The sequence below is a fragment of the Stenotrophomonas sp. GL_111 genome (genome assembly GCF_057835245.1).
In genome coordinates this window covers 3,146,454-3,159,993 of the sequence record NZ_CM174421.1, presented here as the reverse complement: position 1 = coordinate 3,159,993, position 13,540 = coordinate 3,146,454, and the positions used below count along the sequence as shown (strand labels likewise).

Genomic DNA, 13,540 nt, shown 5'->3' with positions numbered 1-13,540 from the left:
GCGCTATCCTGTGCCATGAACAAAAAAACAGCGGCGCTTTCGCGCCGCTGTTTTCAGTTCACCGCAACGGCCCGCTCAACAACAGCGGCCACCGTTCTTTCCCCCGTAGCGCGCCTCCTGGCGCTCCCGGAAGAACGTCTTGTAGTCCATCGGCTCGCGGTCCGGATGGTTCTCCCGCACGTGCCGCACATAGTTGTCGTAGTCGGGAATCCCGCAGCACAGCCGCGCTGTCTGCACCAGCCGCCGCCACAGCCGCCGATGTGCCTGGTACTGCCCAACCGGAACCAGTTCGGTACTCATCACAGGTCCGCCATCTGGTGCGGCTGCAGCGCCACGTACGGGGTTTCCTTGTCACTGCGCTGCGGATTGCGACGCGCCACGACAATCGTCTTGATCGCATAGAACAGGATCGAGAACACCACGAACAGGAACAACACGGTCAGGCTGGTGTTGACGTAGGCATTGACCACGATCTGGTGCATCTGGTCCAGGCTCTTGGCCGGCGCGGTGATGGTGCCGGTGGCGATGGCGTCCTGGAACTTGTGCGCCTGGGCCAGGAAGCCCTGGGCCGGGTTCTTGTCGAAGATCTTGATCAACCCGGCGTAGGTGGTGCAGATCAGCAGCCACACCGCCGGTACCCCGGTGACCCAGGCAAAACGCTCGCGCTTCATCTTGAACAGCACCACGGTGCCGAGCATCAGCGCGATGCCTGCCAGCATCTGGTTGGAGATGCCGAACAGCGGCCACAGGGTCTGGATGCCACCGAAGGGATCCTTGACGCCGGTGTACAGCAGGTAGCCCCACAGCGCCACGCAACCGGCCGTGGCGATGATGTTCGCCGTCCACGATTCGGTCTTCTTCAGCGCCGGAATGAAGTTGCCCAGCAGGTCCTGCAGCATGAAGCGTCCGGCACGCGTGCCGGCATCCACCGCGGTCAGGATGAACAGTGCTTCGAACAGGATCGCGAAGTGGTACCAGAACGCCATCATCGCGTTGCTGCCACTGGGAATGGCCTGGTGCAGAATCTGCGCGATACCCACCGCCAGCGTCGGCGCACCCCCGGCGCGATGCAGGATGGTTGGCTCACCGATCGCCGCCGCCGTTGCTTCCAGTTGCTCCGGTGTGATGCTGAAGCCCCAGGTCGTGCTGATGTAGTGCGCAGCCGAAATGGCATCGGCACCGATCACCGCGGCCGGGCTGTTCATGGCGAAGTAGATGCCCGGATCGATGATCGAGGCCGCCACCAGTGCCATCACCGCCACGAACGATTCCATCAGCATGCCGCCGTAGCCGATGTAGCGCATGTGGCGCTCATTGGCGAGCAGCTTGGGCGTGGTGCCCGAGGCGATCAACGCGTGGAAACCGGATACCGCACCGCAGGCGATGGTAATGAACAGGAACGGGAACATTCCGCCCTTCCACACCGGGCCGTCACCGCTGGCGGCGAACTGGGTCAGCGCCGGCATCTTCAGTTCCGGCATCACAATCAGGATGCCGATCGCCAGCGCCACGATGGTGCCGATCTTCAGGAACGTCGACAGGTAATCGCGCGGCGCCAGCAGCAGCCACACCGGCAACACCGAGGCGACGAAGCCGTAGCCGATCAGCATCCAGGTGATCTGCACGCCGGTAAAGGTGAAGGCCGGGCCCCAGACCGGGTCGGCCGCGATCCTGCCGCCGTACCAGATGGCCAGCAACAGCAGGATCAGCCCGACCACCGAGATCTCACCGATCTTGCCGGGGCGGATGTAGCGCATGTAGATGCCCATCATGATCGCGATGGGCATCGTGGCGATCACCGTGAACATGCCCCACGGGCTCTCGGCCAATGCCTTGACCACCACCATCGCCAGCACCGCCAGGATGATGATCATGATCAGGAAGGCACCGAACAGCGCGATGGTGCCGGGCACCTGGCCCATTTCCTCACGCACCAGGTCGCCCAGCGAGCGGCCGTTGCGGCGGCTGGAAATGAACAGGACCATGAAGTCCTGCACCGCACCGGCCAGCACCACGCCGACCACCAGCCACAGCAGGCCGGGCAGGTAGCCCATCTGCGCGGCGAGCACCGGGCCCACCAGCGGGCCGGCACCGGCGATCGCGGCGAAGTGATGGCCGAACAGCACGTGCTTGTTGGTGGGAACGTAGTCCAGGCCGTCGTTGTTGAGCACCGCCGGAGTGGCCCGGGTCGGATCGAGCTGCATCACCTTGTCGGCGATGAACAGGCTGTAGAAACGGTAGGCGATGAGATAGATCGAGACCGCGGCAACCACGATCCACAGTGCGTTGATCTGCTCACCCCGGCGCAGCGCGACGGTGCCTAGACAGAACGCACCGAGCAGTGCGAGCGCTGCCCAGCCCAGCTTGGAAAAACCTTTCATGAGATTGCGTCTCCCTGGAGATCCACGTAAGAGTCCGCCCTGGCACCGACAGGGTCAATGCGAAGACGGTGGCTTGCCGCTAGTACTTTGGTCGTAGGTCGCAACGTGGCGTGCGCGCCGATGCGGACAGCGGGCACGCCACGTCTGGAACAATCGGTTGCGGGCATGAGGGTTGGCCGCGCGTGGCCTGGCGCCCATCTTGGTCCTGGTTTCCTGATCCTGGAGTCGCTATGAGCAGCCCAACCCCGGTGCGCGTGCAGCGCACCATCCGTGGCATGGCCACGTCCGATGGCGCCGGCGTGCGCCTGACCCGGGTGATCGGTGGCCCGTCGCTGCCCGACCTGGACCCGTTCCTGTTGCTGGATGAATTCGGCACCGACCGGGCCGAGGACTACATCGCCGGGTTTCCCAGCCATCCGCACCGCGGCTTTGAAACCGTCACCTACATGCTCGATGGCCGCATGCGGCACAAGGACAACCACGGCAACGAAGGCCTGCTGACCCCGGGCAGTGTGCAGTGGATGACCGCCGGGCGCGGCCTGGTGCATTCGGAGATGCCCGAGCAGGAGTCCGGCCAGATGCGCGGCTTCCAGCTGTGGGTGAACCTGCCCGCGCGCGACAAGATGACCGACCCGAAGTACCAGGAATTCGCACCGGAGCGCATCCCGGTCGTCACGCCGGCGGCGGGCGTGCAGGTGAAGGTGATCGCCGGCCAGGTCGGTGACGTGGCCGGGCCGATTGCGCAGCCGGCGACCGATCCCGTCTATCTGGATATCACCCTGGACGCCGACGCGCGCTGGGAATACGCCCTGCCGGAAGGACACAACGCGTTTGCGTACGTGTTCGAAGGTGGGCTCACGGTCGGGCAGGGCGAGGATGCACGCCCCGTCGCACGCCAGGAACTGGCGGTACTGGGCGGTGGCGAACTGCTGCAGCTGCAGGCCGGTGCCGACGGCGCGCGGCTGATCCTGGTGGCCGGTCGCCCGCTGCGCGAGCCGGTGATGCGGCATGGTCCGTTCGTGATGAACACCAAGCAGGAACTGATGCAGGCCTTCGTCGATTTCCAGGAAGGCCGGTTCTAACGCGGCAACGAAGATGGGGGGATGCGCGCATGGCCGCATCCCCACCGTCGTCAGCGCCCGGCGGCCACGGCCGAGGGCGTCAGGTTCATGCCCTGGGTGAGCGTCTGCAGCGAGCCCAGCTCCTGCGCATCGCCGGCATACAACGCGATCTGCGCGTAGCGGTTCTTGTCGAGCTTGACCACGGTGATGCGCCGGGTGTCGTAGCCCGGCGGTTTCTGGCCGCCGAGATCGGGCTGGTACCAGTACAGCGATTCCCCGGCAAACGTGCCCTTTTCCTGGCGCAGCGAACGGTTCAACGGCAGCGACGGGTCGCGCGCGCTGAGGATCAGGCTGAGCACTTCGCGGCCATCACCGGTATTGGCCTTGCACAACAACAACTCGGCCTGCGCCTGCTGCTGCCATTGCAGGCCGCTGCTGGCGGGCAGTGCAGGGCATTCGGTGGGCGATTGTGCCGATACGGCAGTGGCAGACAACGACAGGCCCAGGCATACAGCAACGCGCAGGATGTTCATGCTTCCCCCAAGGTCGGAATGGCCGCGCGCGTGCCTGGCAGGAGGGGTCCGGTGGCCGCTGACAACCCAGGCCGTGGGTGCGCACTTCCCCATGCGCGTCCCGGAACGCCCTGCCGTCAGGTGACGGCGTGGTGATCTGGACCTTAACGGAATGTGACTGCATCTACAAATATTGGTGTCAGATGAATCTATTTGCGTAGGCCGGGCGCGATCCGCCGTGGATCGCGCCCCCCCATTCAGCGTGCTGCGTTCAGCGCGGCTCGGCGCCGATCCACTTGTAGACGATGCCGCCGATCAACCCGCCCAGCAGCGGCGCCAGCCAGAACAGCCACAGCTGCCCGAGTGCACCGCTGCCGGCGAACACGGCCACGGCGGTGGAACGGGCCGGGTTCACCGAGGTGTTGGTGACCGGGATGCTGATCAGGTGGATCAGGGTCAGCGCCAGGCCAATGGCGATCGGGGCGAAGCCGGCCGGGGCCTTGCCGTGGGTGGCGCCCATGATCACGATCAGGAACACCGCGGTGAGCACCACTTCGCACAGGAAGGCGGCGGCGATGCTGTAGCCGCCGGGCGACAGGGCACCGTAGCCGTTGCTGGCGAATGCGCCGGCCTGGCTGCCATCGATGGCGAAGCCGGGGGCACCGGAGGCGATCTGCAGCAGGATGAAGCCGGCCAGCAGGCCACCCAGCACCTGGGCCACGATGTAGGGCAGCAGGTCGCGGGTCGGGAAGCGGCCGCCGGCCCACAGCCCGACGCTCACCGCCGGATTGAAGTGGGCACCGGAGACATGCCCGAACGCATAGGCACCGGTCAGCACGGTCAGGCCGAAGGCCAGCGCCACACCGAGGAAGCCGATCCCGAGCGGGTTGCCATCACCGCCGAACTTGGCCGCCAGCACGGCGCTGCCGCAACCGCCCAACACCAACCAGAACGTGCCGAGGAACTCGGCTGCCAGACGTTTGCCCATGCTCATCGATCGGTCTCCACGAGATGCCCGGGGTGGGCAGTCAGACCGTAGCTGAATCGGGATTCATCGGGGTGAAGAATGCGTAAAGACGCCGACGAGCGGCTCAGTGATCGGGCAGCGGAATGAATTCCTTGTCATCGCCGGGAATGGTGCCGAAGCGGCCGGCGTCCCAATCGTGCTTGGCCTGCTCGATGCGTTCCTTGGAACTGGAGACGAAATTCCACCACAGGTGGCGCGGGCCATCGAGTGGTTCGCCGCCCATCAGCATGGCCTTGATCGGCGTCTTGGCGCGCAGCCGGCCGCGTGCGTTGTGCTCGGGAAGGATCAGGTGCTGGGCCGGAATGTCGACACCGTCGAGCTGCGCATCCCCTTCCAGCACATACAACGCGCGTTCGACGTGGGTGGTATCCAGGTCGATTTCCGCGCCAGCGTCCAGGTCGATGGCCACGTTGAGGGTGTCGGCGAACACCTTGACCGGCGATTCCTCGCCGTAGGCACGCCCGGCGATCACGCGCAGCCAGGCGCCATCACGGCGCTGCTGCGGCAGGGTGGCGGCGGCGTGGTGATAGAAGGCCGGATCGGTTTCCTCGAAATTCTTCGGCAGCGCCAGCCAGGTCTGCATGCCGTGGATGGGGTGGTCGTGTTCGCGTTCCGGCGGCGGGGTGCGCTCGGAGTGGGCGATACCGCGGCCGGCGGTCATCCAGTTGACGTCGCCCGGGCGGATCACCTGGTCCGAACCCAGGGTGTCGCGGTGGCCGATGGCCCCGGACCATAGGAAGGTGACGGTGGCCAGGCCGATATGCGGGTGCGGGCGCACGTCGATGCCGGTGCCGGGGGCGAGCACGGCCGGGCCCATCTGGTCGACGAACACGAACGGGCCGACGCTGCGTGCCTGCAGCGTCGGGACGGCGCGGCGCACCTGCAGGCCCCCGATATCGTGGACACGGGGAGCAATGATGGTCGTCATGCGGGCTTTCTCGCTGGCGGGGACAGGCGGGCAGGATGGCATGCACCTGTGATGACTGTATGCCCCATCCGGGCAACAGGTTGTTGCAGCCGGTGCAGCGGATGCCGTCCATGAACAACAACGCCACCTTGCGGTGGCGTTGTTGTGGGATCACGTCGGCAAGCTCAGATCACCGGTTCGCGCAGTGCCGCATCGTCCCAGCCCGGGCGTGGCGCGAAACGATCGCCATGGCGCTGCTGCAGCACCTTCAGGCGTTCGACCAGTGCATCGGCGCCGGTGGCGCGGATGTGCTGGATCGGGCCGCCACGGAACGGCGCGAAGCCGGTGCCGAAGATCACCCCGGCATCGAGCAGGTCCGCATCGGCCACCACGCCTTCGTGCAGGCAGGCGACAGCTTCATTGAGCAGCGGCAGGATCAGGCGGTCTTCCAGGTCGGCCGGTGCCACATAGTTGGCCGGCACGTCGGGCTTCTGCGCGCGGCCGTTTTCCCACTTGTAGATGCCCTGGCCATCCTTCTTGCCGCGCTTGCCCGATTCCACCGTCTGCAGGGCTGCAGGAATCTGCAGGCCCAGGAACGGTGCCAGTTCCTTGCCCACGCCGGCAGCCACGTCCAGGCCCACCGTATCGAGCAGTTCGATCGGGCCCATCGGCATGCCGAACTTGACCGCGGCCTTGTCGATCACCGGGCCCGGCACGCCTTCGGCGTAGGCGGTGGCCGCTTCCAGCATGTACGGGAACAGCACGCGGTTGACCAGGAAGCCGGGGGTGCCGGCCACCGGTACCGGGAACTTGCCCAGCGCCTTGCAGAAGGCCGCCAGCCGGCGCTCGGTTTCCGGGGCCATGCCGTCGTGATGGATGATTTCCACCAGCGGCATCTGCGCCACCGGGTTGAAGTAGTGCAGGCCGGCGAACTGCGCCGGGCGCTGGATGTGGTCGCGCAGTTCCACCAGCGGAATCGAGGAGGTGTTGGTGGTCAGCAGCGCATCGGCCTTCATCTTCGGCTCCAGCGTCTGGTAGAGCGCGCGCTTGGCTTCCGGGTTCTCGATGATGGCTTCGATCACCAGGTCGGCCACGGCCACGCCGTCACCGGCCAGGTCGGCCTTCAAGCGCGCGGCCACGGCCGGGCGCTGCGCCTCGTCCTTCACCCGCTTGGCGAACAGCGCCTGCGCGCGTTCCATGGCCGGGTCGATGAAGCGCTGCTCGCGGTCCTGCAACGTCACGTTGAAGCCCTTGTAAGCGGACCACGCGGCGATGTCACCGCCCATCACGCCGGCACCGACCACATGCACGTGGGTGATGCCGTGATCCTTGCCCCCCAGCGCCTTGAGCCGCTCGGTCAGGAAGAAGATGCGGATCAGGTTGCGGGCGGTCGGGGTGCTGGCCAGCTTGACCACCGCGCGACGCTCGGCGTCCAGGCGCACCTGGATGCTGCTGCCACCGGTGCGGGCCCAGGTGTTGATCAGCGCATACGGCGCCGGGTAGTGGTCGCGCTTGGCCTTGCGCGCCACCTGCTTGGTCATCTGCGGGGCCAGCAGCTTGCGCGCCAGCCAGGTATTGGTGGCCCAGGCGGTGGCGCGCTGCTTGAACGGCCGGGTGGTACCCGACAGCCCCAGCGCCACGGCGGTATCGAGCAGCACGGCGGGCGCGACCACTTTGTCGACCAGGCCGATGCTGCGCGCCGCCGAGGCCGACAGGGTGCGGCCGGTCAGCATCATGTCCATCGCCGCGGGCGCGCCGACCAGCTGCGGCAGGCGCGCGCTGCCGCCCCAGCCGGGGAAGATGCCCAGCTGGGTTTCGGGCAGGCCGATCCGGGTCGAGGTGTCGTTGGAAGCCACCCGGTAACGACACGCCAGCGCCAGCTCGGTGCCGCCGCCCAGGCAGTGGCCATGGATGGCCGCCACGGTCGGGCAGGGCAGCTCGGCCAGCTTCTGGTAGGTGCTCTGACCACGGCGGATGGCGTCATTGACGGTGCCGCGGCGGTCGAATTCCTGGAATTCCTTGAGGTCGGCACCGGCGATGAAGCCGGCCGCCTTCACCGACTGGATCACCACCGCCTTGGGCGGGTCCATGGCGATCCGCTCGATCAGGTCGCCCAGTTCCAGCAGCACGTCCTGGGACATCGCGTTGACGCTGCTGTCGTGGCGGTCGAGGCTGAGCACCACCACGCCATCGTCACGGATCTGTGGGTGCCAATGTGAGAAGCGCAGCCCATCGAAGCCTGAAAGCATGGACGTTCCATCCGGTTGTGTATGGAGAAGGGGGCTATGATCCAGAGGTTGTTTCCTCCCCGTCAAATCCCAATAGCAGGGGAGTGGGGCGGCCCGGTTCATTGCCGTGATCGGGAACCTTAACGGAACGGTGGTTAAAAGCTGGTGCGGCGTCGTGTGATCGGTCGCTGAACTTTTCCCGGGATTGGCAGTCTCATTGCCCGACGTCGGTTGGGCTGACAGGAGTGCGGCCCCCCATGGCCGAGGTTGAAACACCACAGGAGCTGGACCTGGAGCTGGTCCGGCGCGTGCAGCGCGGCGAAAGTGCGGCGTTCGATGTTCTGGTACGCAAGTACCAGCACCGGATCGTTGCGTTGATCGGGCGCTACATCGCCGACTGGAGTGAATGTCAGGACGTCGCCCAGGACACTTTCGTCCGCGCCTACCGCGCGATCGCAAGTTTCCGGGGGGATGCCCAGTTCTATACCTGGTTGCACCGGATCGCCGTGAATACTGCCAAGAACCATCTCGCCGCCCACAACCGCCGACCGCCCACCGATGACATCGACATCGGGGACGCTGAGCAGTACGACAGCGGCACCCGCCTGCGCGACACCGACACCCCCGAGCGCGAGTTGATGCGCCAGGAGTTGGAGCAGACGGTGATGAAGGCGGTCTCGGCACTGCCGGAGGAACTGCGATCGGCCATCACCCTGCGCGAGGTGGACGGCCTGAGTTACGACGAAATCGCGCAGAAGATGGGGTGCCCGATCGGCACCGTGCGGTCGCGGATCTTCCGTGCCCGTGAGGCGATCGACACTGAACTTCGGCCGCTGCTGGATATCGGCAGTGCCACCCGCGAGAAGAGCCGCGCATGAGCCACGATATGACAAACCCTGGATCCACCGGCGCTGTGCCGGACAAACTCGACGCCCACAACCGCCAGCAGCTGTCGTCGCTGATCGACGGCGAACTGTCGGCCGATGCGGCGCGCTTCATGCTGCGCCGGCTCGAGCACGATGCCGCGCTGTCCGGCTGCCACGAGCGCTGGCAACTGCTCGGCGATGCGCTGCGCGGCCAGGCCTGCGCACCGGCGCCGGTCGATTTCGCCGCGCGGGTACAGGCAGCCGTGGCGGCCGAGCCACGGATAGCGCAACCGGCCGCCGCCGCACCGGCGCGGCAACGCCGTAGTGGCTGGCGACGCTGGGGCGGTGGTGCGGCACTGGCCGCGTCAGTGGCCGCCGTGGCCATGTTCATGACCCGCGAACAACTGCCCAGCGAACCCCCGCTGGAGACCCCCACCACGGTGATCGCCAGCCAGGCCGAACTGCCGCCCGCGCCGCCGGCCCGCACCGCCGCCTCGGTCGAGGCCGCCGTGGCCGTCGCTGCCGTGCCGGCTGCGGCGGTCGCCGCCGCCAGCCGCCGCCAGGATGTCGCCGCGGTGCGCCGCGCCAGTGCCACCCGCACCCAGCAGGCCGCGCGCAGCGCCGCTGAGCGCAGTGTCCAACCCCAGCGCGCCATCGCCAGCCAGGCCCCGCTGACCCCGGCGGTGCCTGCCGCGCAGGCCCGCCAGTTCCCCTTCGGTGATGTCGGCAGCCTGCAGGCCAAGCCGTGGCCGCGCTCCAGCCTGGCCCCGGCGGCCGGTGGGGCGCTCAATGCCAGCTTCTCCGCGCAGGAACCGCAGGCCGCGTTCTATCCGTTCGAACCGCGCCTGCAGGATGTGGAATCCGACACGCCGCCGCCACGCAGGCACCGCGACTGATCCACCGCTGCGCCCGTTATTCCTTCCCGTGATCCGGCTTCGACGACGCCGGATCGCTTCCCCCTGCTTCTTTCCCTGACCCGGAGGCTCGAGTCTGATGACTTCCCGCATGCGTACCCAGGCCATGACCCTGCTGGCCCTGACCCTGCCGATGGTGGCCTGCGCCCAGGCGCCGTCCCCGACGGCCAGCCCGGCCGCACCCGCTGCTGCCGCCACCGCCCCGCGCGCGCCGGCCGCGCCGCTGGTCTCGGGCTTGCCGGACTTCACCAACCTGGTTGAACAGGTGGGCCCGGGCGTGGTCAATGTCGAAACCACCATCGTGCGCAGCAACCGCCAGGCACGTGGCATGGGGCCGGGCGACGATGAAATGCCCGAATTCTTCCGGCGCTTCTTCGGCCCCGATTTCCAGATGCCGGGGCAGGGCCCGGGCCCCGGTGGCCAGGACGACAGCCCGCGCATCCAAGGCCGTGGCATGGGCTCGGGCTTCATCATCTCCGCCGACGGCTACGTGCTGACCAACTACCACGTGGTGGCCGACGCCAGCGAAGTGAAGGTCAAGCTGGGCGATCGCCGTGAATTCACCGCCAAGGTGATCGGCAGTGACCAGCAGTACGACGTGGCCCTGCTCAAGATCGACGGCAAGAACCTGCCCACGGTGCGCGTGGGCGATTCCAACACGCTCAGGCCGGGCCAGTGGGTGGTCGCGATCGGCTCGCCGTTCGGCCTGGATCACTCGGTCACCGCCGGCGTGGTCAGTGCCGTGGGCCGCAGCACCGGGGGCGCGGACCAGCGCTATGTACCGTTCATCCAGACCGACGTGGCCATCAACCAAGGCAACTCGGGCGGTCCGCTGCTCAATACCCGCGGTGAAGTGGTCGGCATCAACTCGCAGATCTTCTCCGCCTCCGGCGGCTACATGGGCATCAGCTTCGCGATCCCGATCGACCTGGCCATGGGCGCGGTCGAGCAGATCAAGAAGACCGGCCGGGTCAGCCGTGGCCAGCTGGGCGCGATGGTGGGTGCGGTGACCAGCGAGGTGGCGCAGGGCTTCAAGCTTCCCGACAGCCGCGGTGCCCTGGTCAACCAGCTTGTCCCCGGGAGTGCGGCGGCGAAGTCGGGGTTGGAGGTCGGCGATGTGATCCGTTCGGTCAATGGCACCCCGATCAACGTGTCCAGCGACCTGCCGCCGCTGATCGGCGCGCTGCCGCCGGGCAGCAAGGTGCGCATCGTCGTGCTGCGCGAAGGCAAGGAGCGCGACATCACCGCGACCCTGACCGAACTGGCCGAGGATGCCGAGCGCGGCGCGGACCGTCCGGCCGCCGAAGCGGCCAAGCCGGAGGCAGGCGCCAACGCCCTGCTGGGCCTGGATGTGGCCGACCTGACCGCCCCGCAGCGCCAGCAGCTGGGGCTGTCGGCCGGTGAGGGCGTGCGGATCACCCGGGTCAGCGGGGCGTCGGCCCGTGATGCCGGGCTGTCCCCGGGCATGGTCGTGCTCCAGGTCGGGCGGACCCCGGTGGGCAACGTGGCTGCGCTGAACAAGGCGCTGGCCGGTTACGGCAAGGGCGATGTGGTCATGTTGTTGATCCGCGCCAACGGCAACAGTGCCTTTGTCCCGGTTAAGGCCGGCCAGTAAGCCTGTCCTGCCTGCGTTTCCGGGCCCGCTTCGGCGGGCCCGGTCGTTTCTGCCGGGGCAATCCGGGCAATCGCAGGCTCGCCCACGCGGGACCGGGCCGGCCATGCGATAATCCGCAGTCATCCTGACGACGCGACGCGCCGCCGCCACCTATGTCTTCTGATCCGATGCGGTTCATCCGCAACTTCTCCATCATCGCCCACGTCGACCACGGCAAGTCCACGCTGGCCGATCGCATCATCCAGCTTTGCGGCGGCCTCCAGGCCCGCGAAATGGAGGCGCAGGTGCTCGACTCCAATCCGATCGAGCGCGAGCGTGGCATCACCATCAAGGCCCAGTCGGTCTCGCTGCCGTATGTAGCGAAGGACGGCCAGACCTACCACCTGAACTTCATCGACACCCCCGGGCATGTCGACTTCTCCTATGAAGTCAGCCGCTCGCTGGCCGCCTGCGAAGGCGCGCTGCTGGTGGTCGATGCGGCCCAGGGCGTGGAAGCGCAGTCGGTCGCCAACTGCTACACCGCAGTGGAGCAGGGCCTGGAAGTGGTGCCGGTGATCAACAAGATCGACCTGCCCACCGCCGACATCGACCGCGCCAAGGCCGAGATCGAAGCGGTGATCGGCATCGATGCCACCGACGCCGTGGCCGTCAGTGCCAAGACCGGCCTGAACGTGGTGGACGTGCTGGAGGCGATCGTGCATCGCATTCCGCCGCCGGTGCCGCGCGATACCGACAAGCTGCAGGCGCTGATCATCGACTCGTGGTTCGACAACTACCTCGGCGTGGTCTCGCTGGTGCGCGTGATGCAGGGCCAGATCAAGGCCGGTGACAAGTTGCAGGTGATGACCACCGGGCGCAACCACCAGGTCGACAACGTCGGCGTGTTCACCCCGAAGCGGAAAGTGCTGCCGGTGCTGCGTGCCGGTGAAGTGGGCTGGGTGACGGCCAGCATCAAGGACGTGCACGGCGCGCCGGTGGGCGACACCCTGACCCTGGCGTCGGACCCGGCCCCGCACGCGTTGCCCGGTTTCCAGGAGATGCAGCCGCGCGTGTTCGCCGGCCTGTTCCCGGTCGATGCCGAGGACTACCCGGACCTGCGCGAAGCGCTGGACAAGCTGCGCCTGAACGACGCGGCGCTGCGTTTCGAGCCGGAAAGCTCCGAGGCGATGGGCTTCGGCTTCCGCTGCGGCTTCCTGGGCATGCTGCACATGGAAATCGTGCAGGAGCGTCTGGAGCGCGAATACAACCTGGACCTGATCAGCACCGCGCCGACCGTGGTCTATGAAGTGCTCAAGAACGACGGCACGATCATCGACATGGACAACCCGGCCAAGTTGCCGCCGGTGAACCTGGTCCAGGAAATCCGCGAACCGATCATCCGCGCCAACGTGCTCACCCCCGAGGAGTACATCGGCAGCATCATCAAGCTGTGCGAAGAAAAGCGCGGCAGCCAGATCGGCATCAACTACCTGGGCAGCCAGGTGCAGATCAGTTACGAGCTGCCGATGGCCGAAGTGGTGCTGGACTTCTTCGACAAGCTCAAGTCGGTCAGCCGCGGCTATGCCTCGCTGGACTACCACTTCGTGCGCTTCGAGGCGGGCCCGTTCGTGCGCGTGGACGTGCTGATCAACGGCGACAAGGTCGACGCCCTGTCGCTGATCGTGCACCGCAGCCATGCCGATCGGCGCGGCCGCGAACTGTGCGAGAAGATGCGCGAACTGATCCCCCGGCAGATGTTCGACGTGGCCATCCAGGCCGCCGTCGGCTCGCAGATCATCTCCCGCAGCACGGTCAAGGCCATGCGCAAGAACGTGCTGGCCAAGTGCTATGGTGGCGACGTTTCGCGCAAGAAGAAGTTGCTGGAGAAGCAGAAGGAAGGCAAGAAGCGCATGAAGCAGGTAGGCCGCGTGGAAATCCCGCAGGAAGCCTTCCTGGCCGTGCTGCAGATGGACAAGTAAGGTCGGACGACCGTCCCCGGCAGCGGCACGCGGCACCGGTCCGGTGCCGCCGCCCCCGCACCCTGCAATCG

Annotated in this window: 11 protein-coding genes; 5 read left to right on the top strand and 6 right to left on the bottom strand. The window is 67.0% G+C overall.

Annotated features, from left to right (window positions below):
* Positions 1 to 75 precede the first annotated feature (75 nt).
* Both AC3IPM_RS14140 and AC3IPM_RS14135 read right to left on the bottom strand, forming a co-directional pair.
* Positions 76 to 300, bottom strand: coding sequence for a YbdD/YjiX family protein (locus AC3IPM_RS14140; RefSeq protein WP_489291758.1), 225 nt, complete (start codon positions 298 to 300; stop codon positions 76 to 78).
* Complete coding sequence (locus tag AC3IPM_RS14135; RefSeq protein WP_489300583.1) at positions 300 to 2,381, bottom strand: carbon starvation CstA family protein; 2,082 nt, start codon at positions 2,379 to 2,381, stop codon at positions 300 to 302. The genes AC3IPM_RS14140 and AC3IPM_RS14135 overlap by 1 nt, the downstream gene beginning before the upstream one ends.
* A gap of 230 nt (positions 2,382 to 2,611) precedes the next feature.
* On the opposite strand from AC3IPM_RS14135, the gene AC3IPM_RS14130 reads away from it, so the two are divergent.
* Entirely contained in the window at positions 2,612 to 3,463 is an 852-nt protein-coding gene (locus AC3IPM_RS14130) for a pirin family protein (protein ID WP_489300581.1), read from the top strand.
* Positions 3,464 to 3,513: 50 nt separating this feature from the next.
* Here AC3IPM_RS14130 and AC3IPM_RS14125 read toward each other — a convergent pair whose 3' ends face one another.
* From AC3IPM_RS14125 to AC3IPM_RS14110, 4 genes are all read right to left on the bottom strand, one after another.
* Positions 3,514 to 3,975: a hypothetical protein gene (locus tag AC3IPM_RS14125; RefSeq protein ID WP_489300579.1), complete on the bottom strand. Its 462-nt coding sequence runs from the start codon at positions 3,973 to 3,975 to the stop codon at positions 3,514 to 3,516.
* A 250-nt stretch (positions 3,976 to 4,225) separates the two neighbouring features.
* Positions 4,226 to 4,948: an aquaporin Z gene (aqpZ, locus tag AC3IPM_RS14120; RefSeq protein ID WP_489300578.1), complete on the bottom strand. Its 723-nt coding sequence runs from the start codon at positions 4,946 to 4,948 to the stop codon at positions 4,226 to 4,228.
* Between the two features lie 97 nt (positions 4,949 to 5,045).
* Positions 5,046 to 5,909 carry a pirin family protein gene (locus AC3IPM_RS14115; RefSeq protein ID WP_489300577.1) on the bottom strand — a complete coding sequence of 288 codons (864 nt, stop codon included), beginning with the start codon at positions 5,907 to 5,909 and terminating at the stop codon, positions 5,046 to 5,048.
* 164 nt (positions 5,910 to 6,073) lie between these two features.
* Complete coding sequence (locus AC3IPM_RS14110; RefSeq protein WP_489300576.1) at positions 6,074 to 8,137, bottom strand: 3-hydroxyacyl-CoA dehydrogenase NAD-binding domain-containing protein; 2,064 nt, start codon at positions 8,135 to 8,137, stop codon at positions 6,074 to 6,076.
* 236 nt (positions 8,138 to 8,373) lie between these two features.
* Between AC3IPM_RS14110 and rpoE the strand changes: the two genes are divergently transcribed.
* The 4 genes from rpoE (at position 8,374) to lepA (ending at position 13,469) form a co-directional block, all read left to right on the top strand.
* Positions 8,374 to 8,994 (top strand): RNA polymerase sigma factor RpoE, encoded by a 621-nt coding sequence (rpoE, locus tag AC3IPM_RS14105; protein WP_489300574.1) that lies wholly within the window; start codon positions 8,374 to 8,376, stop codon positions 8,992 to 8,994.
* Between the two features lie 8 nt (positions 8,995 to 9,002).
* On the top strand, positions 9,003 to 9,878 hold the full coding sequence (locus AC3IPM_RS14100; RefSeq protein WP_489300573.1) for a sigma-E factor negative regulatory protein: 876 nt from the start codon (positions 9,003 to 9,005) through the stop codon (positions 9,876 to 9,878).
* A 97-nt stretch (positions 9,879 to 9,975) separates the two neighbouring features.
* Positions 9,976 to 11,511: a DegQ family serine endoprotease gene (locus AC3IPM_RS14095; RefSeq protein ID WP_489300572.1), complete on the top strand. Its 1,536-nt coding sequence runs from the start codon at positions 9,976 to 9,978 to the stop codon at positions 11,509 to 11,511.
* A 167-nt stretch (positions 11,512 to 11,678) separates the two neighbouring features.
* Positions 11,679 to 13,469: a translation elongation factor 4 gene (lepA, locus tag AC3IPM_RS14090; RefSeq protein ID WP_489304155.1), complete on the top strand. Its 1,791-nt coding sequence runs from the start codon at positions 11,679 to 11,681 to the stop codon at positions 13,467 to 13,469.
* Positions 13,470 to 13,540 lie beyond the last annotated feature (71 nt).

Coding starts and splice junctions, on each gene's coding strand:
- AC3IPM_RS14140 (WP_489291758.1), bottom strand. CDS start 300: ATGAGTACCGAACTGGTTCCGGTTGGGCAGTACCAGGCACATCGGCGG.
- AC3IPM_RS14135 (WP_489300583.1), bottom strand. CDS start 2,381: ATGAAAGGTTTTTCCAAGCTGGGCTGGGCAGCGCTCGCACTGCTCGGT.
- AC3IPM_RS14130 (WP_489300581.1), top strand. CDS start 2,612: ATGAGCAGCCCAACCCCGGTGCGCGTGCAGCGCACCATCCGTGGCATG.
- AC3IPM_RS14125 (WP_489300579.1), bottom strand. CDS start 3,975: ATGAACATCCTGCGCGTTGCTGTATGCCTGGGCCTGTCGTTGTCTGCC.
- aqpZ (WP_489300578.1), bottom strand. CDS start 4,948: ATGAGCATGGGCAAACGTCTGGCAGCCGAGTTCCTCGGCACGTTCTGG.
- AC3IPM_RS14115 (WP_489300577.1), bottom strand. CDS start 5,909: ATGACGACCATCATTGCTCCCCGTGTCCACGATATCGGGGGCCTGCAG.
- AC3IPM_RS14110 (WP_489300576.1), bottom strand. CDS start 8,137: ATGCTTTCAGGCTTCGATGGGCTGCGCTTCTCACATTGGCACCCACAG.
- rpoE (WP_489300574.1), top strand. CDS start 8,374: ATGGCCGAGGTTGAAACACCACAGGAGCTGGACCTGGAGCTGGTCCGG.
- AC3IPM_RS14100 (WP_489300573.1), top strand. CDS start 9,003: ATGACAAACCCTGGATCCACCGGCGCTGTGCCGGACAAACTCGACGCC.
- AC3IPM_RS14095 (WP_489300572.1), top strand. CDS start 9,976: ATGACTTCCCGCATGCGTACCCAGGCCATGACCCTGCTGGCCCTGACC.
- lepA (WP_489304155.1), top strand. CDS start 11,679: ATGCGGTTCATCCGCAACTTCTCCATCATCGCCCACGTCGACCACGGC.